This window comes from Streptomyces sp. SID8374 (genome assembly GCF_009865135.1).
In the GTDB taxonomy this organism is placed as follows: domain Bacteria; phylum Actinomycetota; class Actinomycetes; order Streptomycetales; family Streptomycetaceae; genus Streptomyces.
The window spans coordinates 20,322-46,025 of sequence record NZ_WWGH01000004.1; the positions used below are offsets into that span (position 1 = coordinate 20,322).

Here is a 25,704-nt window from a genome sequence, read left to right on the forward strand (position 1 = left end):
TATGCATCACTGAACCTGTCTCCCTTATACATGCTCACTAACCCTCTTAGTGCAGCGAGAATCGGCCAACCTGCCCGCGAGGTGTCCGCGACTCGCGGACGGAGGGGGTCGCGTCGGATAAGCTCTCCTTATCCGACGCGACAAATGGGGTAGAACGTCAATGGATTTGTCAGGCTGAGCCTGACGAGTGAAGAAGTCAGGGAAAGCCTGACGCTCCTCTGCGTCAGGTGTACCTTGACGCCATGACTGATACCCCTGACGGGCCGCGCGTGCTCTCTCCGCGCGACGAAGCCCGCGTGCTGTTCGCCTACGAAGTCGAACACCTCCGCAGGAAGGCACTCGCTCTGCTGCCCGTCGATCCCGCCGCGCCGCGCGGCGAGCGGCTGCGTCGCACCCTGGCGCTGAAGCAGATGGTGGACGAACTTGTGGAGCACGCCGTCGTCGCCGAACGCGAGGAGGGCACCACCTGGTCCCAGGTGGCCGCTGCCGCCGGCATCAGCAAGCAGGCCGCCCATGAGCGCTGGACCGGAGGCGTCAACGCCTGGGCCGCCAGCGGCCGCAGCCTGTTCTCGCGGGACAGCCACCACTCCACCTTGGATGCAGCCCAGCAGCTGGACCGCGTGTACGCCGACCACGATCCCGAGCACCCGCAGCATGCGGTCAGCTCCGGCCTGGACGCCGTCCGCTTCCCCGGCACCGCCGCCGCCGAAGCAGCCCGTCGGGAACGCGCGACGGGCCTGCACGCCCGGCTCGCCGTGCTCAGCAAGCAGATCACCCCCGCGTACGACGAGTGGAGCCGCCTCAACGACGTCGGTGCCCGCCCGGAGGCCCGGGCGGAGGTACTGACCCGGCTGGCCGTACTCCATGAAGAGTCCGCCGCTCTGTACGAGGAGCTGACCGGAGCCGAGCCGGAACTGGCCGACGAGCACCGCGACAGCGCCGAACAGGCCCGCCGGAACAGTGGCTCCCGCCGTGAGCACGCCGAACTGCTGGCTGATGCGGCGCGTACGGGGGCGGCTTCGGCGGGCGCGGCACAGGGTGACGGCGACCGGACGTGACCCACGACTCAGGCGAGATCCTCCCCACGAGAGCACCAGAGAATGAAAGGGACACCCTCATGACCCACCGCACCAACCTCGACCGCGAAGACATTCTCGCCCCGGCGGCCATCCTGGAGTTCTCCAACGATCTGCGTGTCGAAGACGTCCAGCCGCTCCTCACGTTCCTCGACGCCCGCCTGGGCGAGATCGCCCGCGCGCAGCCGGAGGGCACCGATGGCCGGTGGGCCGCCGACCATCTCGCCGAGACCATCGCCGCCAACTGCCGCGACCTCAGCGATGACCTGGTCTCCTGGGAGATCGAGCTCACCGAGGGCGACATCAGGGCGCCCGGACACGCCCGTGACCTCAGCCAGCGTCTGTGGACGGACTGGAACCGGCTCGTGACGACTGCCCAGCGATTCGCCGACCACCCCGACTATCTCCCCCGCTGGCGCCGCCTGCGCTACACCTGCGTCGAGCACGCAGAGTTCGTCGAGCAGGCACTGGGAGACGAGAGCGACGGAGGCACCCTTCACTCCGCCATCGCTCCCGACAGGCCGCCGCGGTGACCGCCCCGCCCCAGACGCTGTCGGCGAGCGCCGTCGCGGGCGAGGAGGCGACGGCACGCCAGACACTCATCGAGCGGTGGGCCGAGCGCCACGGTGTCGACGCCGCGCGCCGTCTGGCCGAGGCCGAGGACCTGGCCGACGCGGTCGCTGCCGAGATCACGCCGGACAACACCGTCGACACCTACAACAAGAGCTGGCGGGTGTGGACCCGGTTCTGCGCCTCCGCCCGCCTGCCGGAGCTGGAGGGCTCCCGGGGCGCCCTGGTGGCGTTTGTGACGTGGATGCTGCGCGAGGGCCAGCAGACCGGCAAGGGTTACGCCCCCACCTCGGCCTCCACCCACCTGGCGGCCGCCGTCGTCGGGCTGCGCCAGCGCGGCGTGACGGTCTCCGGCGACGACCAGGCCGACGCCCGCGCCGCGCTGGAGGGCTTGGCGGTCAAACTCCTGCAGGCCGGGGAACGGCGCGGCCGCGGACAGGCCGTCGGCGCCGACGTCGACGGCCTGCGCGCCATCGCCCGCGCCTGCCCCGACACTCTCACCGGCGACCGGGACAAGGCCCTGACCCTGACCGGCTTCCACTACGCCTCGCGCAGCCAGGACCCGGCCGGGCTGCTGGCCGACGACGTCAGCCTGCACCCGCGCGGCCTGGTCGTCGCCGTGCTCACCGGTAAGACCAAGCACTCCGTACGCAACGCCAAGATCCGCTACGCCGACGACCCCGAGCTCTGCCCCGTACGGGCCTGGACCGCCTACCGCACCCGCTTGGTCGCCGAACAAGGCCAGCAGTGGGCCGACCCGTCGACGCCGGCGTTCGTCGGCATCGACCGGTGGGGCCACGTCACCGGCGGCATGGTGCCCGACTCCGTCACCCGTGCCATCAAGCGCATCTCGGAGCGGGCCGGCGTGCCGATCCACTGGACCGGGCACTCCCTGCGCATCGGCCTGGCCTCCGTCGGCCGCCGCAACGGCAAGGACGGCATCGCCATCGCCGACCAGGGCGGCTGGGCCCGCCACTCCCGCTCCATGCTCGGCTACATGCAGCGTGACGACGGCTGGGACGACAACGCCTCCGCCGGCCTCACCTGACCCCGTACGGCTCAGCCCCGGTCAGGCCCGTTAGAACCAACAGGTCTGACCGGGGCTGACGTGTGCTCCTCCGCAGGCGCAGCCGGAGGATTCAGAAGGCCATGGTCTCCCGCAGAGCCCGCTGGAGGAGCTCCACGCCGTACTCATCCTCCCCGTCGTCGGAGTACCGGACGGAGGAGCCCAACGCACGGGTGATGCTCTGGAGGCTGACGCTGGTCCCCATGAGGGAGGCGGCGAACTGCAGGACGGCGATCTCACTCTGCGAGGCCCGGTACACCCAGGAATCCGTGCTGCTCACCAGGTGGGAGACCGCGTTCCAGTCGATGCGGGGTGTGCCATCGCTGCTGAGATCGACGATGGGCCGGTCCTGTGCGCGGATGATCCAGGGGCGGTTGCAGGGCGTCTGGTCCACGGCGAAGCGGCGGATCCACAGGCCGTTCCGGTACTCGCGCAGCAGCTGTACGGCGGCCTGCTCCACCCTGTCCTCCGGCCACTGCACATCCACGTATTGCTCGGTCGCGGCGGGCGGCATGGTCTCTTCGGCTACTGACACCGTGAGGTTCTCCGTTCACTCGATGCGGGACCATCGCCCCGCTCGTCGTACTGTCTCCGGCCGCGTACCGGACGTTGGGCTGAACACGCCGGGCGGTCCGCCGCCATAGCGGCACAGACAAGTAGTCGGCGGCCGATGCCGGAGAGGATCGCGTCGAAGGTGCTGGTCACAGTGTTGTTCAAGGCCCGGGCGGGGGAAGAGCGTTGCGACCCGGGGTGCGACGCAGGAGAACACCCAGGGCGCGACACAGGAGGGAGCCCAGGGCGCGACCCGCGAACGGAGCGGCCACGGGCCCGGGGCGTCGCCATGACAGCGGTGTGACACTCGCCGCCAGGGAAGTTCGACGGGAACGGCATCGGGACGGTCAGTGGAGTCGTGGGAACGGGCCGCGCCCGGGGTCGAGCGGCACGCCGAGCTGGCGGTGGAGACCGCCTGTCACCTCGCGGACATCGCGCGGCCGGGTGGCTGGAGCACGGCGGCCGCCGAGGACGTCCTCGACGCGGTCGACACCCTCACTGAGGCGTTGGGCGGTGCCGACCCCGAGCTGGCGCAGATCCTCGTCGCCGTGGCGGCAGCGACCGGCAGCGCCCGCCGGCGCCTCGGTATTGCCCCCGCCGAACAGGAGCCGAAGCCGTCCGCCACGCCCTCGGTGCCTGCCGCGCGCAGGCCGCCGAAGCGCCGCGGCCTCGGACCGGGCTTCCAGGGCATCCGCACGAGCTCCTGAGCCGGTGGTTCAGGAGGCGGTGGGGGCGAGAAGGTCGGCGGCCACCAGCCCGGCCTCCAGGCGACGTGCGGCCGCCGCGCACAGGGCATCGGGCATGGTGAGCAGGTACCCGGCCGTATCGGCTGTCCGGATCAGCTCCAGCGCCACCGCCGTGTCTTCGGCGAGCGTGGCACGATTCTTGGCCGTGCCGAGCATCCGAAGGCCGAGGACACCGAGGTCGGTGAGCAGCGCGTCAGCGCGTTCGTGAGCCCCGGCCCGGGCCAGGTGCGTGACGAGGTCGGAGACCCCGGCTTCGGGGAGAAGTCCGTACGGCAGTGCGTCCGCGATGAGAGCGCCGTGCTCGGCGGTGAGCCAGGCGAGGACGGCCCGGGAGGTGAGCACCGGCCCGCGATCGTCGCGGTACACCCGGCGGCCGCTGCCGGGATCCCGGTCGGGCAAGTGGTGCAGGGCCGGGCCGAGGTCGGTGAGGTCGTCGGGATCGACCTGGCGGCCGCCGGCGAACAGCAGAGCCGGGCCGACGGGCAGCTGGTCGTCCAGCAGCTCGGTGTACTCGGCGCGCAGACGGTTCGTCACCGCCCACAGCGGCTCGATGGTGATGGACCCGTTCGGCCCGGTCCGCAAGGCGACCTGGGTGCCCTGGCCGATGCCGGTCGCACGTTGGGCCTGGGCGGGCAGGATCAGGCGTCCGCGCTGCCCGATGCGGACGGTGGTGACGACGGTCTCGGATGGCTCCATGCCGCCGCACCGTAGCCCCGGCAGGCGCTTTGGTGAGCAGAAATCCCGAATGCTCACCCTCACGGGGGAAGGGGTCGGTGTGCCTCGCAGTACACCGGCATCTGTGTCTGCCAGGCGAACTCTGTTGGACCTGTTAGAGCTAACGGGGCTAACAGGGCTGATGCCCTGCGGACGACCCGCTATTTTGAGAGTTGGCCGCCGCGCGTCGGCCTGACTCCGAGCCGGATCCCGCCCACGCCGGGAGCGGCAACGAGGACAAGGGGCTCTGCTTCACGTGCCGCATCGTTCCGCTGTCCGTTGTCTTCCACTGGCGGGGATGCGTGGGATCTCCCGCCGATCTGGAGACGACTATGACCATCGACAAGCAGCTCAAGCGCGCGGCCCGTGAGCTCGCCGCGCGCGAAGGGATCTCGTACACGGCGGCCCGCCGCCGCCTCGCCGCCGAACCGGAAGCCGTTGTCAGCGCTCCACTGACGCCCGCCCCGTCGGCCGCCGGGACCGATCAGGACCTCACTCCCCCGCGCCTCTACTCGATCGCCCGAGCCGTGTGCGCGACCGACTGCGACGGCACAGCGCACCCGGGCGTGCTGTGCCGGCCGTGGCGGCCGGAGGACTCCAAGGCTGCCCAGCTCGAAGTGCAGCGGGCGGCGAGGCTGCCGATCGGCCGGGCCGGGGAGCTGTGCAACCGGTTCGAGCCGCCGACGGCGACCTACCCCGAGGGGTCGTTCTTCGCGCGCGACGCCATCTGGCTGCTGGACCTGGTCTACGCGATGCTCACCGACCAGCACCCCGAGTTCCGCCCCGACCGGGCAGAACTGCGGGCTGCCGTCGAGGCGGACGACCAGGCCCCGGTCGACGCGGTGATGGAGCCGTTGGACCGCGCGGCGGCCCGGCTGATGACGAAGGTGCCCGAGCAGTGGTGGGGCGAGGTGAAGCCGCAACTGGACGCGTACGCGGACGTCGTCGACACCGACTACCGGGAGATCCTGACGTGGCAGGAGGCCGACGACCGGGACGCGGTCGGCCGTCTGGTCGACAAGTGGCGCAGGCGGTGGACGAAGAGCCGGAACATGAACGGCTACATGGAGGCGCCCGGCGTGCTGTGGCTGGCCCCGAAGAGCTGGCTGGACGACCTTCTGGTCCAGCAGCATGGCGGCCACGGGTACGGCGCCCGGATCCGCCTCACCGACGGGCGTCCCGCCATCGTGTACGCGGCGGAGTGGAGCGAGGCCGGTGCGCCCGTCGCCTACCGAGTCCGTGAACTGGAGCCGGGCCAGTACGGAAACGCCGGGAAGCTCATCCCGTCGTTCCGCGACGAACTCGTCGCCCACGACCAGGTCGCCGGAGAGCTTGAAGACATGGCGTAGTTCGGGGAACACCGGTCTCGTCTACGAGGCGATCCGGCGTTCGAGGTGGATCTCGGTGAAGACGGCGACCTTGGCGCGCAGGGCCCAGGGGTCGAAGGGTTTGCTGATGTAGTCGACGGCGCCGGCGGCGTAGCCGCGGGCGGTGTGTTCGGGGTCGATGCCCATGGCGGTGAGGAAGATGATCGGCACGTCCCGGGTGCGGGGGCGGCGCTTGATGTGGGCGGCGGTCTCGTAGCCGTCCATCCCGGGCATCTGCACGTCCATGATGATGACGGCGAAGTCGTCGTGGTCCAGGAGTGCCCTGAGGGCGTCGCGGCCGGAAGAGACGGTGACGAGCTCCTGGTCCAGTGTCTCCAGCACTGCCGTCATGGCGAGCAGGTTGTCGGGCTGGTCGTCCACGACGAGCACCTTGGGCATGCGCAGCGGAGGGGCCGCTGGCAGAGCGACCGGGTGTTCGACGGCGGCGAGCTGTCGCTCCAGCAGGTCGCAGCGCGCCTCGGCGGCATCCCGCTGGTCATGGGCCGCCTGGAGCTCGCTGCCCAGCCGCGTCACCTCCTGCCGCAGCACCTCGCGTTCCCCGAGGAGTTCCGACACGTCGGGGTTGTCCGCTGCCAGCTGGCCGGCCCGCTCGCGTTCGGTGGTGAGGGTCGCCTCCATCTGGTTGAGGCGCACTTCCAGGTTGGCGATCCGGTTCTGGCGTTCCAGCAGGGCGTCGCCCAGGACGTCGCCGCGGACGGTGGAGCGCCGCGAGACGTGGTCCGCGTCGGCCAGCTGCTGCTCGATGATCTCCACCGCGTGGTTCGGGGAGGAGCTGGAGTCGAACGCGGAGCCGTGCAGGCCGCGGATGAAGTCGATGGCCTCGGCCGTGACGGTCGTGCCGCGGTGCTCGGCGAGGTCCGTCATGATCCCCATGATCACCTCCCAGGGAGGCAGACGGGTTCCGTTGAGGTACCGGGAGAACGTGCCGGGGTCGCGGCTGTGCCGGGCCGCGTAGCGGCGGACGGACACGTCCAGGCCCTCGAACAGCTCGCGCAGGGCCTGCGCGAGTGCCCGCGACTCCTGCGTCAGGTCCTCTCCCAGGGGGCGCAGCTCACCCATGTCCGCGCACCTCCTCGCAGGGCCGTCCGGTGGCCTCGGACGCGATCAGGCGGTTGAAGAACGGGATCGCCAACCCTGCGGCTGCGAGGCCGGCGAGTACGCCGCGCGGCACGCTCCCCTCCGCTATCCAGCACAGCCAGCCCGCCACCGTGCCGCTGATCACCGCCATCAGGAACACCAACGCCGATCTCAGCGGCAGTAAAGGCCCGTTCACGGCTCACCCCTTTCATCTGTCCCTCCCTCGGTGAGGTGGGAGCGCTCCGCCCGGCACTGCGCCGGGCGGGTGAGAACAGCATGAGGCGTGACCTGACCGTTGCGGTACGTGATCGCGGCAGTGGCAACGGAACGATGGGCCGCGCATCGCGCAGTCCTGACGTTTGCGCAGGTCCAAGGCGTCACCGGGTACCGGGTTGCCAGTTGTGCTCGTGCAACGTTGGCGGGTCCGATGGCAACAGCGGTCTGATGGAGCTTCCCGCCCTGCAACGCGCGAAGGCCGAGGTCGCAGAGCGACCTCGGCCTCGGCGGGAACCGACGCGGCAACGCGGAACCCGAAAACCCTGCTGATCAATGGATGGAGCCAGTAGCCATCAGGGGCCGTACGGCGTGCGTACGCGCGGATCGTGGCACTGCGCCCAAGCACATCGCAAGAAGAATTGGGGCGCTTCTGCATCAATTTTTCCTACCACTAGTGACGGACAGCTACATCCGTCACCGTGCAACCAGCCCCTCACGTGCGTGAACTGCGTCCCAGGAACCACTCCTTGTCGGAACGGAAAGTCACCGGCGAAAGAAACTTGGTCGGACTGATCAGCATCAAAAAGGCCGTCAGGTACCGAGCGGACGTGGCTCGCGGGCTTGGAGGTGCCAACATCTTTGCAACGCACCACGCGCAGGGAGGCGGCAACCGACCTGTGGTGCAACCCAGATGGAGTCAGTAGCGCGGTGCCCGGGTCCCCGGGCACCGCTCGAAAGAACATGAGGGTCCCCATGTCCAAGCAGTCCCCCTCCGTCAGTTCCTGCGTGGAGCACGGAAGAACCGTCACGAGCCGTCGTCTCAACGGCGCCGAAGCCATCGTGATCATCGTCGTGGTCGGTCTGACGGCCGCACTCGTAGTTGCCGAGCAGGTGCCAGTCCTCGACGTCCTTCTCCTGCTCGCCGGGGCCGGGCTCATCGCCGGATGCACGATCGCGCTGAGCACCCGGTTCTCCCTCAGGGCAGTCAGGACGGTCCTCAAGGCCGTGCTCACCGCCGCCTGAGCGGGCGTCATGGGGCGGATCGAGAAAGAGATCGCCACGGATTCCCCCGCTCTTCGGGAACTGGTGCAGTGGCTCCGGGACCGCCGGACCGCAGCGTGCCTGACCTATCGGGAGCTGGCGGATCTCACCGGGCTGCACGCCACGACCCTGCAGCGGGTTGCCTCGGGTCGCACGGTGCCCATGCTGAAGAGGGTGATGGCCTATGCCCGCGGCTGCAACGCCCGAGGAGATGAAGCACACCGGCTGTGGCTGCGAGCCCGGCGCGAACGAGCACGTGCCGACGGATCCGCCCGGCCGGTGCCGTCCCCCGCGCTGGTCGGCGATCTCGCCGAACTCAGTGCCGCCCTGCGCGGCCTCTACGAGGAGGCTGGCGGACCGTCGCTGCGGGTCATGGAGGAACGGGCAGGTTCCTTCGGGAGCCTGCCGCGCAGCGCCGCCCACCGCATCGTGAGCAAGCAGTCCGTACCGCGCGACCTCAAGCAGCTGCAGGCGTTCCTCCGGGCCTGTGACCTGCCTGAGAGCAGGTGGAAGCCGTGGGAGAGCGCCTGGAGCCGGGCGTGGCGCGCCGAGAAGCAAGAGCACGGTGTGTGGTTCGACGGCAACTGGCCGGCGGAGCTTCCGGACGAAATCCAGCCCCGTACGCTGCGGCCCCTGGTCCCCGGACCGCGTTCGGTCAGAACAGGTGTCGTGGCCGCTGTGGATCTCAGCCAGTACGAGGATCCCGGCCGCCGGGTCGCCTTGCCCGTACGAACCCGGAGTCCCCGGTCCACCGAGGCGCGTTCGTTCCGGAAGGGGCGCGCTGGTCGTCCCTTCTACCGCCTGCCTGTGGAGCCTGTCCTGTTCGACCTGCCGCAAAGCGATGAGCAACCTCATCAGCAGGCCATCCAGTTCGAGCCCGACGAGCCGCAGCTACGGCTGCTGTTCTAGACGGCCATCAGACTCGCTAGCGTAAAAGTCGGCCGCTGAGCCCTCTGCCCCCACCTTCGCTGAGGTGGGGGCAGAGGGGGTCAGGCGGGCGGTCCGGGAAGTCCGCGCGATTCCGCAGTCGGGGACAGGTACTCCCGGAGTGCCTGTTCCCGCCAGTCCTGCGACCTGGCCGGGGAGTCGTGGTCACGGCGTCGGCGGGAGGCCATGTGCGCGGTGGTCAGCTCGATGACCCAGTCGTCGACCTGGTGGTGGTCCTCCAGGGCGTCCAGCGCCGTACGGGCCCGCATCCGCTTCTCGCTGCCCTCGTCGGCGGCCAGGCGCATCTCGTTGAGGGCGTCCATGATGCAGACCATTCCGATGTGCAGGAAGTCGCGGTACGCCTGCCCGCCGGTCTTGAGCCGGGCTACGACCTGCTCGGTGGTGAGCGCGCCGCGGCTGCGGGCGGTGAGCGCGGCCACCAGGTCCGCCTCCTCCTGGCGGCGCTGCTCGTCGTAGCGGGCAGAGCTCTCGGCGTACGGCTCGTCGGGGTGGTAGTCCATCAGGGCCTGGCCCTCCTGCATCCAGTCGTGCCTCCAGGTGTCCGGGTGGTGCGGGCCCCAGGTCTCGGCGAACGGGAACGGACCACCGACACCGACGCGCAGCAGGGCGGCGGCGATGCTCGCCGCGTTGCGCCCGCCGTTGAACCAGCCGAGCGTCATCCAGCCGCCGGTCTCGGACCAGACCCGCAGGTTGTAGGCCGGCGGGTGCTTCTCGCCCGGGAACCAGGTCGGCTCCCGGGGCGCCTCGGCGGACGCGGGGCGATTCGGCGGCCAGGTGCCGAACGGCAGGTGGGGCACCTGCGGCCGGTCCGGGGCGGCGTCGGCGCGGTGGCGCCGGGAGGGCAGGGTGCCCTGGTCGTGGACGGAGTGCTCCCAGACCTCGGCGCGCAGAGTGCCGCAGTCACCGCCGGCCGGGCGATCCGGTGTGCTCAGCCGGGAGGCGACCGCCGTGTCCGCCAGGAGGACCGCCTTGTCGAGACGGTCGCACCACGCCTGCGTCCCCCAGCCCGGGGAGCCGCCGAAGTGGTCCTCGCCCAGCACCCCGTCCGGCACGGTGTAGACCCGCACCTCGTACGGCAGGACCGGGCTGGGGCACACCGGGTCGAGGGCAGCGGGGAAGTCGCCCGGCCGCTCCACCGCCCAACCGTTGTGGACGTAGCGCCAGAACGGCTGGGCGTTCGAGCACCAGACCACCGGCCACAAGGCGGCGACTTCCACCTGGCCGTCGTCCAGCCGGTGCGGCACGGGTACCCGCGTGCCCTCGGTCACCACGCCGGTGCAGTCGCGCACCTCGCGGATGACGACACCGTCGGCGGCGGGCTCCACAACACCCCAGCGGACGCCACCGTATTCGCCGCTCTCGCGCTGGACCATGGAGTAGCGGGCGTCCTCATCCCAGACCACCGACACCGGTACGGCGCCGTGCTCGGCGACGACGGCGGACAGTGCGGAGACCACCAGGTCGTCCCAGTCCGGGGCGGCCGGGGCGGGGCCAGTGGATTCGGTGGTGCGGAGGGCTTCGGTGTACTTCACGCCCTGCCGCGCCTCGGCGCGGGCCTTACGGGCTGCGGTGCTCTGCTTCTTCGGCGACATGCGTACTCCAGACCCAGCGGTCTCCCACGCTCCCGCCGGCCGTGTACGTCGGGGCCGATCCAGGACAGAGCAGTTGCTGAACTTCGCGGGCCCCGAGAGACCTTGGCCGACGATGTCCCGGGCGGCGTGGGCGCCGGAACGGCGGCGAACGGCAGTACGCGTCTAGCCGTATGGGTTCCAGAGTAGGGGGAGTGACGGACAGCCCGCTGGGAGATTGCGCGTTCCACCCGCGGGTTGTTCTCCCTCTCCGCGTGAGGAGCGATAGAGGCCACCAGAAGGCACGGGAGACCAAAAGGCGATGGATTCGTGGCAGGTGTGACTGGTGTGACGAGGGGCGGAGCATCAGGCGGAGGTGACGGGGACAGGAGAGGGGAGTTCGGGCGGCTGAGCGTCTGGGGTCGCCTGGGCGAGTCGGAGGCGGTCGGCGAGACCGGAGAGTTCGGTGGGCTCGGAGCGGTCGTGTTCGTGGTGAAGCTCCTGGGCGGTGAACTCGTCGAGGATCTGGTCCCAGGGCTTGGCGTTCGGTCCGTAGTGCTCGGGGAAGACTCGGGCGAGCCACCAGGCGGCCGCGCGCCAGTCCGGCCTTAGGTAGCGCACCTGCCGTTCCTCGACGTCCTGGCCCGTGACGGGGTCGGTGTAGGTGCGCACGCGTTCCTCCAGGACGAGACTTCCGGCCCCGGCCTGCAGAACCCGGGCGAGCGCCTGTGTGGCCATCCGGGCCCGGGCGATCTCCACCCGACGGAACAGGTCCACGTACGCGTCGTCGCGCGGATCGCCGGGCTCTCCCTCCTCACGGGCCTCGGCGGCGTCGCGGCCTCGGGCCATCCATCGGGCGAGAGTGGCCCGGGAGACTCCGGCGGCTTCGGCGGCGAGGGAGGTGGCGGCCCCGACGGCGGAGGCCCTGACGACGGCGTCGACGCGCTCCGGGGTCAGCAGGGAGGGGCGGCCCGGGCGCCGCTGGTGCGTTCTCATGACGGCGGACCGTACGGGCCATCGCCGCTACCGTCGCGGCCGTATCGCGCGTTATGCGCCAGACCCACGCGGGCGCGGGCGCGAGAGGTCTCACCAGCAGGTTCGTCCCTGTTGGGTCCAACAGGTCTAGATCCATTGGGCCTAACAGGGGTAATCCCGTCGGCGAGGCGCTGTGGCCTGCGGTTTTCCTGAGCGGGTGAACCGGGGTGCGGTGTGCTTCCCCGCGTCGAGGAACCGGTACGGTCGGGCGGTGACGAGCGCACGGGGAGAGTCCCGCGGATGAGGAGAGAGCCATGGGCCAGGTGACGCTGGAGCCCTTGAAGATTCCGGACCGGCTGCGGATGGAGATGACCGCCGAGCGGGAGTGGACCGAGGCGGCCAACCGGCTGCGGGCGCGCGTCCTGCTGCCTGCGGCCTTCGCTGCTCCGGTTCCGATCCTGCCCGGTGAGCACCGGGTGTTCATGGTCTTCAACCGCAAGGGCGGAGCGGGCAAGACGACGACCACCTTGGAGCTGGCCTGCGCCTGGGCGGCGATGGGCTACTCGGTGCGTGTCCTGGACTGCGACCCGCAGGACGCTGGTCTCTCGGGCTGGCTGGAGCCGGTCTATCCCGAAGGGCTGGCCGTGGCGAACCGCAAGACGCTCAAGGACGTGCTGTACGGCAAGGCCGGACTGGACGACGCGACCTACTACACGCGCTACAAGAACGTCTACATCGTGCCCAGCTACGAGGACTGCGCGGTCGCCGAGTACGACCCGGCCGTCTCCTCAGAGCGCATCCTGCGCCGCGCCATCAAGCAGTCCGAGGCGCCGGTGGACATCACCATCGTCGACTGCCCGCCGAAGATCGGGAAGCTGTCCACGTACACGTTGGCCATCGGCGGCAAGGTCATCGTGCCCAGCCAGGTCAGTGCCCTGGACGCCAAGTCCGGCGAGTCCCTGCGCCAGGCCATCACGGACGCGCAGGACGACTACGACGTCCAGACCGTGGCTGCGGTCCTGACGGCCTGGGACACCACGAACATCGCCAAGAGCGTCGGCAACCAGATGGCCGTGGACTACCCGGGCGCCCTGGTGTGCCCGGTGCGCAAGACCGTCGATGCCAGGACTGCACCGGACCAGATGAAGTCGATCCGTGAGTTCGCCCCGCGGTCGACCACCACGCGCGACTTCGACCAGCTCGGCAGGCTGCTGGTCGCCCCACGAGAGGAAGTGGCCGCATGAGCGGAATGCCCTTCGGCCAGGACACCATCCTGGGCAAGCAGTTCAACGGGGCGGCCCCGCAGGCCGCCGCACCGGGCAGCAAGGAGAAGGTGCCGGCGTACGTCACCCCGGAGGTGATGAACCGGCTGCGCAACGCCGTGGTCCACATGCAGGGCCTCGCCGCACTCGATGACGATGTCGAGGCGCCCCTCTCGCTCTCGGCCTACGTGGAGGAAGCGATCGTGGAGAAGTTGCGCCGCGACGAGCGCGCCTACAACAACGGCAACCCCTTCAAGCAGCGCCGTCTGAAGAACCTCAAGAGCGGACCGCCCTCCACCAAGTAGCCGCGCTCCGCAGCCTGGACGGGCCCCGCCGGCACCGGCGGGGCCCGTCTGCGTTCTCGGCCTCCGCATGTCGAGCAGAACTTTCACGAACGGTCAACGGCTGATCTAACGGGGCAGTAGATTCCGCTCACCTGTATCGGGATCATCGTGGGGGAAGTATGCAGTGGGCCATGAGCGACGACTACGCATCGTTGCTAACGACGCTGATCGTGACCGTCTTAGCCGTCGGCACCGTTCAGACCTACTCGCTGTTGAAGCGTTGGAACGACACCCATGTAGAGCAGTTGCGCGTAGCCATGGAGGCTCGCATCCGGGTGGCTGACGCTCTTGGCCGTGGCATGCAGCCGTCCGAGGGCGATCTGCAGGGTGCTGACCAGTCTGCTCGCCGGGCCGTCGTGCTGGCTCGGAGCTGGGTGGCCCCTTGGCTGGCAGGGGGGGTGTGGGCTTACGTCGTGGTCATGCTGGGAAAGCAACAGCTCCGGATTCTGAAGTGGGCCGCCACGGCAGGCGACCCTGCTGCCCCAGAACTTGCAAAGACGTCGTTCTACTACGTTTCCATTGCCGTTGCGCTCCTCCTGGCGGAGGGCATAGTCCGGGTTTTCGTCAGCTCCTTCATAAGGCAGTACCAGCAGCTCAAGCCGTGGCGGAACTACCCGCGTTCGTCGCGTGAGCTGGCGTACGACGCGATCCGTGCGTACCGGCTTACCGGGCAGCCTCCCGCAGCTCCCACATCCGCAGGGCAGAGCGGCCCCTGACTGTCGTGGGTGCCTATAGGCGTAGCGGTCGACGAAGTCAAGGTCAGCAGCAGTTGGAGGTATTGGTTCTAACGGGTCTATCTATCCGTTCGGCCGCTGGGGCTGTTCAGACCTGGTTACCGTGCCCAGCATGAAGAAGCCCGACGTTCTGGAGCAGCTCCCCGAGCTTCAGGAGGCCGTGGACGCCGTGTGCGAGCAAGCGCCCTCCGAGGCCCGCCGCCGGCAGATCCGCGCCCACGCCCGTGAGCTGGTCCGTGCCCTGAAGCACCCCGACCACCCGCTGGCCATCGCCGACGACCTGGCCGACATCCTCGCCCGCGAATCGCTCCAGCAGTACGAGCGCCTGGCCCTGGTCGGCGAGCTGCGCGACCGCGGCGAGAAGCGGCCCACCAGCGAGGCGACCGCGATGGTGCGCTCCGGCGTGATGGTGCTCCTGCAGCGCGAACTCGGGCTGGAGGTCTTCCACCTGCGCCAGCTGGAGCAGCTGCCCGGCAAGGAGCCAGTCGACATCCGCCGGCGCGAGCGGCTGCGTGCCAGCCTGCAGACCCTCTCCGACGTCATCGGCACGGGTACCGGCTGGAGCGTCGAGCGCGGCCTGCTCACCGGGAAGTACCCGCTGCGGGTGCGGATGCTCGCCATGTCCTCGGTCGTCTTGGACACCGGCCCCCGCGTCGGGGAGCTGTGCGCGCAGCGACTGGAGGACCTCTCCCCCACGTTGGAGGAGATCCGGGTGCGGCGCCGGCCGCAGAACGTCCGCCCGGGCACCCCCGACGTCGTCGAGGTCTACCCGCTGCGCCGTGCGACCCGGGCCGCCCTGAAGCACTGGCTCCTGGTGCGCCGTCTGCTGATGACCGAGATGACCGGCGGCGCCGACTGGCTGTGGGTCTCGGTGCGCGGCAACCACGGCGGCGTCGTCGCCGAGGACGTAGAGCCGGAGTACCGGCCCGCCGGCACCGCCCTGCAGCCACGCGGCGTGGCCCGCAGCTACACCCGCACCGTCACCGCGGTGAACATCGACCTGGCGGGCACCGAGGGCTGGGAGCCGCTGCCCGTACGGATGGAGCAGCTGCGCCGCGGCGTCGCCGAGCCCGAGCTCTATCTGGTCCCGCCGTCCCCGGATGCCGAGCGCGCCGCCCGGCTCATGTCCGCGCTGGAGAAGGCCGGGCGGCGGCTGGCCGCGCTCCCGGACAACGAGGCGGTCGCCACCGCAGGGCGCGCGGACCGCAGGCAGGCGCGCGAGCTGCTGAGGGAGGCGTGGCGGGAGGGCATCGAGCACCGCGCCCAGCTCGCAGCCCTCGGCTCCTCCGGGCTGTTGGCGCTCGACATCCCGCGCACCGGCTGGGAGCCCGAGCTCCTGCGGGCGCTGGACCGCGCCGCGCACTTCACGCCGCTTTAGTCCTGTTGGACCCAACACCCCCGACCATCGCCGCAGGTCGGGGGTGTTCCTGCGTCCGGACCACTTCTAGCCAATATAGAGTTGGCCAACTCTATATTGACATAGCCAACTTGGAGTTGGCATTCTTGAGGGGTCGGGCCAGCCGGCCCGCACCACAGAGACACTCAGGGAGTTCCGTAGTGAAGATCACGAAGTGCGTCTTCTGCGCCATCGCCGCCGGTGAGGCCCCGGCCGAGATCGTCCGCGAGTGGGGCGACGCCGTGGCGATCCGCCCCCGCAGCGGCGGCTGCACCGACGGCCACGTCTTCGTCCTGCCGCGGGTCCACGTCGAGGACGCCGGCACCGACCCCGAGGTGACCGTCGCGGTGATGCGCCGGGCGGCCGAGCTCATGGCCGAGCTGCCCGCCGCCAACCTCATCACGAGCAAGGGCGTCGAGGCGACGCAGAGCGTCTCCCATCTGCACGTCCACATCGTCCCCCGGCGGGACGGCGACAACCTGCCCCTGCCCTGGACCCCGCAGCACGAGGCCCGCGCCGCGCGCACCGGTGCCACGGCATGAGCGCCGTCAACCTGGTCATGGCCCGCGAGCCCCTGCCCGCCGGTCCGGCCGTGTTCCTGGCCGGGCCCACGCCGGACAAGGCCACCCCGGTCCCCTCCTGGCGGCCCGCCGCCATCGAGGCCCTGGCCGCTCAGTGGACCGGCGGCCAGCCCCTGGCGGTGCTGACCCCCGAGTCCCGTAACGGCATCCGGGCCGACCGCTACGAGCACCAGGTCGACTGGGAGACCGAGGCCCGCGCCCACGCCGCAGCGATCCTCTTCTGGATCCCCCGTGACGTGCGGACGATGCCGGGCATGACGACCAACGTCGAGTTCGGCTTGGACGTCGCCTCGGGCAGGGCGGTCCTCGGCTGCCCGCCCGACTGCCCCAACCCCGAGCGCAACCGCTACCTGATCTACGTGGCCCGCCGTCACGGCGTCCCGGTGTGCACCACGCTGACCGCCACGGCGGCCGCCGCGCTCACGCTCGTCCACCGCGCCACCGCCCCCGTACTGCCGAACCATCAGGAGACGAAGTGACCGAGGCGACGTCGAGCGAGCTCGCCCGGATCACCCACGTCGAGACCGCCGCCGAGCGCACCGGCACCGACGGGATCGGCGAACTCGCGGACCTGGCCCCGGCCGCTGCCGCCGCGCTGAACCTGCTCGCCGATGCCATCAAGCGCGGCCGCGTCGACCAGGACGCGATCGTCGAGGCCCTCAAGGCCGCGAAGATTCACGAGGCGTTCGCCGGTGTCCTCGACGCCGCCGCCGACTCGGTGATGACGTCCGCCGAAGACCCGTACGACTTCGACGACCGCCTGCACGCCGACAACCTCGGCGGAGCGGCCTCCGACATCCGCCGCGCCTTCCACTGGCTCTGAGCCACCCCCACGGGCGGCGGCCGACATCCCAGGCCGCCGCCCATCAGACCTGTTAGACCTAACGACTCCAACCCTGGGAGACCGCATGACCCGCACCGAGACCATCCCCGCCGGACGGCGCCCCTGGGCGGTGGCCTGGCCGGAGTACGCGCCCGTGGACATCACGCCGCCGGAGCTGCGGCCGTCGGCGCTGGCCCGTCGGGTGCCCGACTGGGCCGAAGCCGCCCTCACGCCGATCGACGTGCCGGACTGGCCGCAGCGGCAGGCCGCCGCTCTCGTGCCGTTCCAGCTCGACCGGCGGGGCTGGCCCCTGCACCCGCAGGGCCGCACCGGCCGCGCCGGCCGCAACTTGGGACTGTGGGGCGAGAACGCCGCCGCCGACCCGATCGTGGTCGCAGGCACTGGCCAGGACCGGCGGCTCCTGCTGATCACCCGGGACGACATCGAGGTGGAGGCCATCCCGGGCGGCATGGTGGACCCCGGTGAAACGGCCCCGACCGCCCTCGTCCGAGAGCTCCGCGAGGAAACGGGCGTCGACCTGACCGATCACGTACCGACCATCCTCGGCCGGGACCTGGTGGACGACTGGCGCAACAGCGACCACGCCTGGGTGTCCTCGACCTCCGCCCTCTACCTCCTGCCCGCTCCGGTGGCCGCCGTCGCGGCGGACGACGCCCTGGATGCCAACTGGTACAGGTTCGGCTCCATCGACGAGCTCGAAGCGGCGATCACGGCCGCCGGACGCACCCTCTACGCCGCCCACCGGCCCCTGCTCCAGCGCGCCTTCGACCACCTCGACCAGGGCTAAAAGGGCACGCCAGCACAGGTCAGACCCGTTGGACTCAACAGGATCAACCCGGCCCCGTCCGTGAATCACGGACGGGGCCTCAGCGTGGCCTTGCAAGATCGGGCCGGCCGACCATGACGGTGCCGGACCAGCGTCGGATGCAGAACCGGGGTGGGGCACCTACTTGCTGAGCAGAACGTCCGACGGAATCTCGTCGACATGAGCGAAATCCGGTCGACTCGCACAGGTTCCTGTGGAATGCGCCGTTCCTCCTCAAGGATGGCCGTGCGTCCGGGGAGTTCGGACGCGCTACGAGGGGGAAAGCATGCGAGCTTCACGATCCACCACGTCCATAGCCGCTGTCGCCTGCGCGGTGACAGCAGCCTTCAGCTTCGGCACGTCGTCCGCAGCGGCACAGGACGGCTCCCTGGGCGAGTCCAAGACCCGGTACGTCGACATGGGCGGGGACGCGCGGCCCGCCGTCGAGGGCACGCTCGTCACCGAATGGGGCAAGACCAAGGCCGGAGAGTCCTACTCCTTCACCTACCGCGCCGGCGAGGCTAAGCCGAAGGACGACAAGGCCGCGGCCGCGAGGTGCTCCATCTACATCTCCGACGTGACCTTCCGCGGCGCTGGCGCCAACGCCTGGTTCAACTGGGAGACCTCGCAGGTCTGCAGCGGCTCGTTCGGGACCCAGCGCATCGAGACCCAGATGTGGCGCAGTTCCTGGAGCGGTCCGCGAGGCTACGACATCTGGCGCAAGTCCAAGTCCACGGCGAATTCGTTCATCGACTACGGCTGGTCGGTCGACTGCAACGACGGCGGCGGCACCTACACCTACTACCCTGTCATGAAGGGGTTCGCCACCGGCGTCGGCTCCAGCCCGACCACCCGAGCGGACAACGAACTCCGGAAGAACTGCGGCACCACGGCTCCGTAGGAGAAGACATGGCTCCGGCTCCCGAGGAACGCTACCCCCGCGAGGGCCGATCACTGGACCCGCGGAACAGCGAAGAGCGAGGTGAAGCTGTCACTTACTCCACCTCCACCTCGACCGTACGGCGGATCTGGTGGAGGGCCAGGGGAGTGCTGCGTTTGCCTGTACGGGCCAGACGCCAGCAGTAGACCGTGTAGCTGACATCTCACGTGAAGGGGCCCACGACCAGGTCGTGGGCCCCTTCACCATGGGTGCTGCACTCGGCAGCTCTCCGGAACACCTACCACCGTCCCTTGTCTCAGCGGGTCCTCGACCACGGAGTACGCCAGCACTGGTCAGACCCGTTGGACCCAACAGGCCCAGCCCGGCCCCGTCCGTGGTCGGGTTGCCGTTCGGCTCACCGGCGATCACGACCGTCGGTGACCCGGGCGCCGGCGGCACGTTGGACGGGGCGAGTGAGGAGCGGGGGTTCGCCTCCATGCCGCCGATCTTCCCTGTCCGGACGGGCACGGACGGGCGGATTCCCGGAATCGGGCGCCGCTTACGTTCTCGCCGGGGGCGGACCGTTCCCGGCTACGGTGGGCGCCCATGAACGCCTACATGCAGGCCGTGCACCGCGCCCTCGCCGCCACCGGCCAGACGCACCTCACCACCCGTGAGCTCGCCGCGCTCATCGACCGCGCCGAGGAGGCCACCGATCACGCGCACCACCTCCAGCGTCTCCACCCCGAACACGCCACCACCCGCGACCGCCTGCACGCCGCCGGCATGACCTGCGCCCGGATCGGCCTCCACGACCAGGGCGACCCGGAGTTCCTCGACGCGCTGCTGCAGGAACTCGCCCGCAAGTAACCCTGCCGGGCCCGACCGTGGCGTTCGTCCGCGGATCGCGGACTCAGTCGCGCGGAGAGGGCTCCGGTACGGGCAGTACGGGGATCTTCAGCTTCTTGAACCACAGCCGCAGTGCCTCGGTGACGCCGTCCTGCAGCTGCATCCCGGTCTGTTCCAGTGCCGCGTCCAGGCGCACGTCGTCCTCCAGGAGCAGCCGTACGGACATCTGGACCCGCTGGGGTCCGCGCTGGCGGCCGACGCGGCGGGGGCGCCGGGCGGCTCTCGTCCTCTCGGCTGCCGCCAGGGCGGCTGCGGCCTCCTCGGCCGCCCGGCGAGCGTGGACGCGGGCGGTCGTCGTACGCGCGGATCGGCGTAGCTGGGTGGTCTTCGCGGTGGTCACGTACGGGGCAACGCCGACGGTGCTGCGGCGTCACGGCCTGGGCATGTCAACGTTCTGCTGACGCAGCTCAGTGGCGGTTGGGCCTGTTGGGGTCAACAGGGGTGTTCTCCGGGCGGGGTGATGTGGTGGCGGGCCTCGGCCAGTTCGGCGAGCAGCCCCAGGGCCTGGTCGCGTACGGCGGCGGCACCGAGAGGGTGGCTGGCGACGGCATCGTCGGGAACCTTGTCGGCCAGGACGTGCCGCAGGCTGTGCAGCCGCCCGGCGAGGGCGGGGCCGTCCAGCTCCTTCGTCCAGGACGTCAGCGTCTCGTCGGAGGCGGTGTGGGAGAGGGCGGGCCAGGTGCCGTTGAAGGTGGCCAGGTCGAAGACCGCCCCGCGCAGCCGCGCCTCGTTCTCGTGGCACCAGACGGCACCGGCCCGGTCACGGGCCCGTTCGGCACGCTGGCGTTCGGGGTAGCGGTCGCCGTGGTAGCTGGCGGCGTCGCGCTCCAGGCGTACGAACCGGCTCTCGGCGCTGGAGCGGGCGGTCAGCCCGAGGGCGTCGGCGACCTGCTGCCAGGACGCCCCGCGGTTGCGGGCGGCCCGGGTGAGGTCGCGCTCCAGGGTGTCCAGGGCCGCGCGGGCCTCGTCGAGCTGGGTGAGCGCGGCCAGGACGTCGTCGGCCGGCACCTGCGCCTGCTCGCCGTCGGGGAGGGCGCCGTACCCGTCGGCGGCCGCGCGTACGGCGTGCATCACGCGGACCGGGTCGATCCAGTCGCGGCCGCCGCCGTACCGCGCCAGCAGCAGCGCCTCGGCTTCCTGCAGTCGCTGTTCGCGGGTCTCGTAGTCGGGCTTCGCCATGCCGGGCAGCCTGCCACCGTCCACCCCGTGTCCGCGAATCGCGTACGGGAGCCGGCGACTCCAGCCGTCGGAGTTCGCATATGCGGATGATCTAGCACAAACGACGGCCTGACCTGGCCGGATGCCCGCACTCCCGGGCGGGGCGATCATGCAGAACAGGCCCGAGAAGAGGCGTGAGGGGGGCCAGGAGCGCCGATCTCCACTCCGGCGCCGGGGAGTGCGGATCAGGCTCCGGGAGCCGCACAGGACCGGCCAGGGACGCCCCACCCCGCTCCTGTAAGTCGCCGCGCGGAGCGCGTCTGTCGTCCCTCGGCGAAGCCGAGAGGGATGAAGGGCTGTGCCCGTAGGGCTCCTTTCAGTGCCCTGACCTGCACGGACTTCCCCGGGACGCCCCACAGCGAGGCCCCGTCACCCGAATGGGTGACGGGGCCTCGCCCCCTCCTCTGGGCTATTAACAGGCCCTTGCGCTCGTTACCGGCCGGTGTTGTCGCGCCCATGACCGCAGGTTCCCGGCTCTCCGCCGGATCCCAGCCCGGGTCACGGCCTTGGCCAGCAGTCCGAGGGGGTCAAGATCGTTTACGCCGGGACGGGCCCGAAAGGTGTCCTGACCTGGGGTGTTGGGTGCGGCTCGCACCGCACCCAACACCCGGGGCGGGGGCGCAGGGGCCAGTTAATAGGCGGCGGTGTCCCGAAACGGGACACCGGCCCGCACGGGCCTGCGACGCCGACTTCTGCAGAACCGTGCGATAAGCCCGGCCGGGAACGACGCAGCCCCCGGCGCAGAGCGCGCCGAGGGCTGCCGGTGTGTGACTACCCCCGCACCGTGTCATACGGAGCGGACAGCGTCGCGGGCTCAGCTGCCTGGCCGCGCCGACGCCATGTCGTTGGGCCGGTCGACCAGGCGGTGGTACTCGGGTTCGAAGCGCACCGGGACCGTGCCGCTGCGCTGCCACCCGTGGGCCGCGATGATGTCGGCCTCACCACGGCGCTCGGGCACGGTGCCGTCGGTGTCGGGACGGTGCAGCACGATCGCCGCAGTCGCGTCGACCAGGGCCGCGTCCCCTGGGAGCAGGTCCGCGAGCGACGGCACCGTACGCTCCTGCCCCCATTCGGTCCGCTCCAGGTGGGCGGTAACCAGGACGGCAGCCTGCCGGTCCTCGGCGATCTGCCGCAGGACGGCCAAGGTCGCACCTTTCGCGAGTTCGCCGTCCGCCGCCATGGCGTAGTCGTCCACGATGATCAGGTCCACGTCCTCGACCTGGTCGAGCTCCTGGACGATCTGCTCGGGTCGGCGGAGGTCTCTCGGCGTCCACGTCCACAGCCGGGTCTCGCTGAGTGAATCGCTGGCCCGGCGCAGCCTGGTGATGCGGCCCTCGTTGAGGGTCTCCCACCGGTCGACGTTCGTGGAGGACTCAGCGGCGAGGAAGTTGCCCAGCAGCGTGCCGTGGTCCACCTGCAGGTTGGTGAAGGCGACAGCCCTCCCGTCGGCGAGGTTGTGCCGGGCCACGGTGAGCGCGAAGGCGCTGGTGCCGGCGGAGGGCCGCCCGGCCACAGCCGTGACCTTTCCGGCGGGAAGCGGACCGGCTAAGGCGTCGAAGTCGGAGAGTCCGGTGAACAGAGGTGGGCGGATCATGGGTAGTTCCCTCCCGAATAATTCGTACTGACATTCGATTTCAGGTGCGGGCCATGTCGACGAACCGGCTGTAGTGGCCCTGGAAGGCGGTGGTGATGATCGTCGTCGGCCCGTTGCGGTGCTTGCCGACGATCAGGTCGGCCTCGCCTGCACGGTCGGACTCCTTGTCGTACTGGTCCTCGCGGTGCAGCAGGATCACCACGTCCGCGTCCTGCTCCAGCGAACCGGACTCCCTCAGGTCGGAGACCATCGGCCGCTTGTCGGTGCGCTGCTCGGGCCCGCGGTTGAGCTGCGAGAGCGCGATGACCGGCACCTCCAGTTCCTTGGCCATCAGCTTGAGCTGGCGGGAGATGTCGGAGACCTCCTGCTGGCGGCTCTCGGGGCGGCGGCCGCCGCCGTACTGGAGCAGCTGGAGGTAGTCGATGACGACCAGGTCGAGCTTGCCGCGCTGCTTGAGCCGGCGGGCCTTGGTGCGGATGGACATGGCGGTCAGCTCGGGAGAGTCGTCCAGGAGCAGGGCCCCGGCGTCGACCCGGGCCTTGGCCTTGCCCATCCGGTTCCAGGCGGCCTCGTCGAGCTGACCGGAGCGGATGTGGTGCAGCGCGATGGAGCCCTCGGCGGACAACAGCCGCATGTGGAGCTCTTTGCGGCCCATTTCCAGGGAGAAGAACGCGCTGGTGAGCTGGTGCTTGAGGCTGGCGGCCCGGGCGATGTCCAGACCGAGCGTCGACTTGCCCATCGCCGGGCGTCCGGCGATCAGGATGAGCTGGCCGGGCTGCAGGCCGAGGGTGAGGCTGTCGAGGTCGGCGAAGCCGGTCGGCACGCCGGTGAGCTCGCCGGGCTTGCGCTTCCCGGCGGCCTCGATGTCGTCGAAGGTCTCGTCCATGCCTTCCGAGGCGTCCAGCAGCGACTCGTCGCCTCGGTGGCGGACCACGCCGTACAGGCGCTCCTGCGCCCGCTCGACCAGTTCGTCGGTGTCGCCGTCGCGGGCGTAGCCGCTGGCTGCGATGGCCGTACCGGCGATGACGAGGTTCCGGGCGACGGCGGCCGCGTAGACGATCTCGGCGTAGTACGAGGCGTTCGCCGCCGTGGGCACCTGCTGGACCAGCGTGTGCAGGTAGGCCGCACCGCCGATCTTCGTCAGCTCGCCGGTCTTGGTCAGGTGGGCCGCCACCGTGATCGGGTCGGCGGGCTCGCCCTTGCCATGGACGTCGAGGATGGCGCGGAACACGGTCTCGTGCGCCGGCCGGTAGAAGTCCGGGCCCTGCAGGACCTCAGCGACGTCCCCGATCGCGTCCTTCGACAGCAGCATGCCGCCCAGGACGGACTGCTCCGCCTCCAGATCCTGGGGCGGGACGCGCTCGAAGTCGCGCGGGTCGACGTCCTCGCCGGAACCGGCGCGGGCAGGACGGGTGGCTACGCTCATGATGGATCTCCGTTCACGGGATTCGGGCAGCGGCCGGACCGGGCAAGGTCTCCGGCCGCTGCTGTCGTTCGGGGAAGGCCGGGCGGTTCAGGACGCGGCGGCAAGCACCGGGGCCTGACGGCACTCGCACGGGCCGATCGGCAGGAAGGTCTCCGGGTCCTCGGCAAGGCCGGACCCGTTGCACTTCGAGCACTTCGGCGCGGCCGCCGCCGGGTGACCGACCGCACTGGTCGGGACCGGCGGAAGCTTCTTCAGGTGGTTCCGGTAGACCGCCACCACGTTGAAGACCCGGTCCGGGTCGCAGCTGCGGGCCAAGTGGCTACGTAGCTTCGGGATCGTCCAGCCCTCTGCCAGGGCGTCGGAGGCGAGCGGCAGCAGCATGTCCTCGACCTCCGCCCGGTTCATCCGGTCGCGGCCCGGCAGCCCGAGCAGCATCTCCAGGAGCTCTTCCCCCTGGCCGTCGCGCGGCGCGGGCACCCCGGCAGCAGCAGCCGGAGCGGGGTTGTCTTCCGGCGCAGCCGTCTCTCTCGTCGTCTCCGTCTCGGTGTCCGGTGTGACGGACGTTGCCGCTGCGTCTGCTGCGGAGGGAGAGAGAGAAGATCCAGAGGAAGACACCAGAGGAAGATCGCGTTCCTGCTGGTCATCCCCCGTGAGCGGGTCGGAAATCCGACCCTGTGGGTCGGAAATCCGACCCGACGGGTCGGAAATCCGACCCGCTTCCCCATCCGGGTCGGATTTCCGACCCGCTTTGGAGACGTCCTTGTCAGCCCCGTCAGCGTCCTTCTCGACGAGCTCGGCGAGCGCCGTACCGAGGGCCCTGAGCTTGTCCTCGGCGTTCCGCCAGCCCGCGTAGTCGACCGGCGCGTCATCGTTGATGCGCAGGCGCAGCGGCTTCATGAGGGCGCTCTCGCGCGAGGACGTCTTGATGGGCTGACCCTCGGGAGTGGTCACCAGACCGACCTTGGTGAGGCCGTCGAGAATGCCCCGGACCCGGGTGAGGCTGCTCGGGCCCTTGCCCTTGCCCGGGCCCGGGATCAGCTCGCACAGCTTCCGGAGCGTGAGCACCCGGACGTGGTTCTTGAACTTGTCGACCACCAGGCCGCGCAGCACGAGGTAGCCGCGGACCTCGCCGTCCTTGAGGTCCTCGCACAGGGCGATCCAGTCCTTGACCCGGGTGTCGTACCAGCCGTCGTTGTCGGGCCCGTACAGCTCGACCACCTGGTCCGGGGTCACCACCGGGACCTTCGGGCGCTTGGGAGTGCTCATCGGGTCACCGCCGGCGCGGCCGGGGCGGGAAGGACGCGCGAGGGCGCCGGGGTGCTAGTCACCCGGCCGTTGTATCCGCCAAAGCGGACACCCCCATCGGGGCAGGTCAAACGGGCTTCAACGCAATCTGTAGTCATCACGGCGCCTTCGTACGCGGCCGCGACGGTTAGCGTCGCGGGCTCCGCGGAGGCGAGCCGGAAAAGGTGGTGCTGCTGGTGGTGCATGGGGTGCGAACTCTCCCAATCGGGGTAGAGAGTCGCACGTCGGTGATCATCATCGGATAGCTCACACGGCACCCTGTGGTGCTGCGCTTCCGATAGGAAGACGGCTATCCTGGCGATTGGTGACCGGGCCCCGAGGGGTCGGGAGCCCGGCGTTACCGCCGACGTACGACTCAGGCGCTGTTGGCTATGGCAGGCCAGTGACTGAGTCAAAAGTTGAGATCGAGAGCCGCTCCTGTTCCCGCAGGGGCGGCTCTCGGCATTACGGGGCGCGAGCGTGCATGACG

28 protein-coding genes are annotated in these 25,704 nt (G+C 70.3%); 17 read left to right on the plus strand and 11 right to left on the minus strand.

Annotated features, from left to right (window positions below; translation table 11 throughout):
* Positions 1-242: 242 nt before the first annotated feature.
* Genes GTY67_RS34745 through GTY67_RS34065 form a run of 3 tightly spaced genes read left to right on the plus strand, consistent with a single transcriptional unit; the run spans position 243 to position 2,694 of the window.
* Positions 243-1,058, plus strand: coding sequence for a hypothetical protein (locus GTY67_RS34745; RefSeq protein ID WP_202462759.1), 816 nt, complete (start codon positions 243-245; stop codon positions 1,056-1,058).
* 59 nt (positions 1,059-1,117) lie between these two features.
* Positions 1,118-1,609 carry a hypothetical protein gene (locus tag GTY67_RS34060; protein WP_161281705.1) on the plus strand — a complete coding sequence of 164 codons (492 nt, stop codon included), beginning with the start codon at positions 1,118-1,120 and terminating at the stop codon, positions 1,607-1,609.
* Complete coding sequence (locus tag GTY67_RS34065; RefSeq protein ID WP_343238817.1) at positions 1,606-2,694, plus strand: integrase; 1,089 nt, start codon at positions 1,606-1,608, stop codon at positions 2,692-2,694. The genes GTY67_RS34060 and GTY67_RS34065 overlap by 4 nt, the downstream gene beginning before the upstream one ends.
* Before the next feature lie 91 nt (positions 2,695-2,785).
* Here GTY67_RS34065 and GTY67_RS34070 read toward each other — a convergent pair whose 3' ends face one another.
* Positions 2,786-3,247 (minus strand): hypothetical protein, encoded by a 462-nt coding sequence (locus GTY67_RS34070; RefSeq protein WP_161281706.1) that lies wholly within the window; start codon positions 3,245-3,247, stop codon positions 2,786-2,788.
* Positions 3,248-3,614: 367 nt separating this feature from the next.
* Here GTY67_RS34070 and GTY67_RS34075 point away from each other — a divergent pair, with 367 nt between their 5' ends.
* Positions 3,615-3,971, plus strand: coding sequence for a hypothetical protein (locus GTY67_RS34075; protein ID WP_161281707.1), 357 nt, complete (start codon positions 3,615-3,617; stop codon positions 3,969-3,971).
* A 9-nt stretch (positions 3,972-3,980) separates the two neighbouring features.
* Here GTY67_RS34075 and GTY67_RS34080 read toward each other — a convergent pair whose 3' ends face one another.
* The gene (locus GTY67_RS34080) at positions 3,981-4,706 is read right to left on the minus strand and encodes an AbrB/MazE/SpoVT family DNA-binding domain-containing protein (RefSeq protein WP_161281708.1); all 726 of its coding nucleotides are present in this window, start codon (positions 4,704-4,706) and stop codon (positions 3,981-3,983) included.
* A gap of 350 nt (positions 4,707-5,056) precedes the next feature.
* On the opposite strand from GTY67_RS34080, the gene GTY67_RS34085 reads away from it, so the two are divergent.
* Positions 5,057-6,073 carry a hypothetical protein gene (locus tag GTY67_RS34085; RefSeq protein ID WP_161281709.1) on the plus strand — a complete coding sequence of 339 codons (1,017 nt, stop codon included), beginning with the start codon at positions 5,057-5,059 and terminating at the stop codon, positions 6,071-6,073.
* Positions 6,074-6,094: 21 nt separating this feature from the next.
* On the opposite strand, the gene GTY67_RS34090 is transcribed toward GTY67_RS34085, so the two are convergent.
* Together GTY67_RS34090 and GTY67_RS34095 are read right to left on the minus strand one after the other, a co-directional pair.
* The gene (locus tag GTY67_RS34090) at positions 6,095-7,171 is read right to left on the minus strand and encodes a response regulator (protein ID WP_161281710.1); all 1,077 of its coding nucleotides are present in this window, start codon (positions 7,169-7,171) and stop codon (positions 6,095-6,097) included.
* Entirely contained in the window at positions 7,164-7,385 is a 222-nt protein-coding gene (locus GTY67_RS34095) for a hypothetical protein (RefSeq protein WP_161281711.1), read from the minus strand. The genes GTY67_RS34090 and GTY67_RS34095 overlap by 8 nt, the downstream gene beginning before the upstream one ends.
* Positions 7,386-8,158: 773 nt before the next feature.
* Between GTY67_RS34095 and GTY67_RS34100 the strand changes: the two genes are divergently transcribed.
* Together GTY67_RS34100 and GTY67_RS34105 are read left to right on the plus strand one after the other, a co-directional pair.
* Positions 8,159-8,428, plus strand: coding sequence for a hypothetical protein (locus GTY67_RS34100; RefSeq protein ID WP_161281712.1), 270 nt, complete (start codon positions 8,159-8,161; stop codon positions 8,426-8,428).
* 9 nt (positions 8,429-8,437) lie between these two features.
* Positions 8,438-9,355 (plus strand): helix-turn-helix transcriptional regulator, encoded by a 918-nt coding sequence (locus GTY67_RS34105; protein ID WP_161281713.1) that lies wholly within the window; start codon positions 8,438-8,440, stop codon positions 9,353-9,355.
* A gap of 80 nt (positions 9,356-9,435) precedes the next feature.
* Here the strand turns inward: GTY67_RS34105 and GTY67_RS34110 are convergent, their stop codons facing one another.
* Entirely contained in the window at positions 9,436-10,986 is a 1,551-nt protein-coding gene (locus GTY67_RS34110; RefSeq protein WP_161281714.1) for a hypothetical protein, read from the minus strand.
* A gap of 342 nt (positions 10,987-11,328) precedes the next feature.
* Complete coding sequence (locus tag GTY67_RS34115; protein WP_161281715.1) at positions 11,329-11,958, minus strand: hypothetical protein; 630 nt, start codon at positions 11,956-11,958, stop codon at positions 11,329-11,331.
* 293 nt (positions 11,959-12,251) lie between these two features.
* On the opposite strand from GTY67_RS34115, the gene GTY67_RS34120 reads away from it, so the two are divergent.
* The 10 genes from GTY67_RS34120 to GTY67_RS34165 all read left to right on the plus strand — a co-directional run bounded on the left by GTY67_RS34120 (position 12,252) and on the right by GTY67_RS34165 (position 19,653).
* Complete coding sequence (locus tag GTY67_RS34120; protein ID WP_161281716.1) at positions 12,252-13,181, plus strand: ParA family protein; 930 nt, start codon at positions 12,252-12,254, stop codon at positions 13,179-13,181.
* Positions 13,178-13,504 (plus strand): hypothetical protein, encoded by a 327-nt coding sequence (locus tag GTY67_RS34125; protein ID WP_161281717.1) that lies wholly within the window; start codon positions 13,178-13,180, stop codon positions 13,502-13,504. Before GTY67_RS34120 ends, GTY67_RS34125 begins: the two co-directional genes overlap by 4 nt.
* Positions 13,505-13,674: 170 nt before the next feature.
* Positions 13,675-14,259 carry a hypothetical protein gene (locus tag GTY67_RS34130; RefSeq protein WP_161281718.1) on the plus strand — a complete coding sequence of 195 codons (585 nt, stop codon included), beginning with the start codon at positions 13,675-13,677 and terminating at the stop codon, positions 14,257-14,259.
* Between the two features lie 130 nt (positions 14,260-14,389).
* Positions 14,390-15,655: a hypothetical protein gene (locus GTY67_RS34135; RefSeq protein ID WP_161281719.1), complete on the plus strand. Its 1,266-nt coding sequence runs from the start codon at positions 14,390-14,392 to the stop codon at positions 15,653-15,655.
* A 179-nt stretch (positions 15,656-15,834) separates the two neighbouring features.
* Positions 15,835-16,215 (plus strand): HIT family protein, encoded by a 381-nt coding sequence (locus GTY67_RS34140; protein WP_343238818.1) that lies wholly within the window; start codon positions 15,835-15,837, stop codon positions 16,213-16,215.
* Positions 16,212-16,733 carry a nucleoside 2-deoxyribosyltransferase domain-containing protein gene (locus GTY67_RS34145; protein ID WP_161281720.1) on the plus strand — a complete coding sequence of 174 codons (522 nt, stop codon included), beginning with the start codon at positions 16,212-16,214 and terminating at the stop codon, positions 16,731-16,733. The genes GTY67_RS34140 and GTY67_RS34145 overlap by 4 nt, the downstream gene beginning before the upstream one ends.
* Positions 16,730-17,077 carry a hypothetical protein gene (locus GTY67_RS34150; protein WP_161281721.1) on the plus strand — a complete coding sequence of 116 codons (348 nt, stop codon included), beginning with the start codon at positions 16,730-16,732 and terminating at the stop codon, positions 17,075-17,077. The genes GTY67_RS34145 and GTY67_RS34150 overlap by 4 nt, the downstream gene beginning before the upstream one ends.
* Before the next feature lie 85 nt (positions 17,078-17,162).
* Complete coding sequence (locus GTY67_RS34155) at positions 17,163-17,885, plus strand: NUDIX domain-containing protein (protein ID WP_161281722.1); 723 nt, start codon at positions 17,163-17,165, stop codon at positions 17,883-17,885.
* Positions 17,886-18,189: 304 nt separating this feature from the next.
* Positions 18,190-18,804, plus strand: coding sequence for a hypothetical protein (locus tag GTY67_RS34160; protein WP_161281723.1), 615 nt, complete (start codon positions 18,190-18,192; stop codon positions 18,802-18,804).
* Positions 18,805-19,389: 585 nt separating this feature from the next.
* Positions 19,390-19,653, plus strand: coding sequence for a hypothetical protein (locus tag GTY67_RS34165; protein ID WP_161281724.1), 264 nt, complete (start codon positions 19,390-19,392; stop codon positions 19,651-19,653).
* Positions 19,654-19,696: 43 nt separating this feature from the next.
* Here the strand turns inward: GTY67_RS34165 and GTY67_RS34170 are convergent, their stop codons facing one another.
* From GTY67_RS34170 to GTY67_RS34190, 5 genes are all read right to left on the minus strand, one after another.
* Positions 19,697-20,032 (minus strand): hypothetical protein, encoded by a 336-nt coding sequence (locus tag GTY67_RS34170; RefSeq protein ID WP_161281725.1) that lies wholly within the window; start codon positions 20,030-20,032, stop codon positions 19,697-19,699.
* 92 nt (positions 20,033-20,124) lie between these two features.
* Positions 20,125-20,871: a hypothetical protein gene (locus GTY67_RS34175; protein ID WP_161281726.1), complete on the minus strand. Its 747-nt coding sequence runs from the start codon at positions 20,869-20,871 to the stop codon at positions 20,125-20,127.
* Positions 20,872-21,724: 853 nt separating this feature from the next.
* On the minus strand, positions 21,725-22,504 hold the full coding sequence (locus GTY67_RS34180; RefSeq protein ID WP_161281727.1) for a DnaB-like helicase C-terminal domain-containing protein: 780 nt from the start codon (positions 22,502-22,504) through the stop codon (positions 21,725-21,727).
* 40 nt (positions 22,505-22,544) lie between these two features.
* Positions 22,545-23,930: a replicative DNA helicase gene (gene dnaB, locus GTY67_RS34185; protein WP_161281728.1), complete on the minus strand. Its 1,386-nt coding sequence runs from the start codon at positions 23,928-23,930 to the stop codon at positions 22,545-22,547.
* Between the two features lie 87 nt (positions 23,931-24,017).
* Positions 24,018-25,163 carry a hypothetical protein gene (locus tag GTY67_RS34190; RefSeq protein ID WP_237503074.1) on the minus strand — a complete coding sequence of 382 codons (1,146 nt, stop codon included), beginning with the start codon at positions 25,161-25,163 and terminating at the stop codon, positions 24,018-24,020.
* Positions 25,164-25,704: the final 541 nt, after the last annotated feature.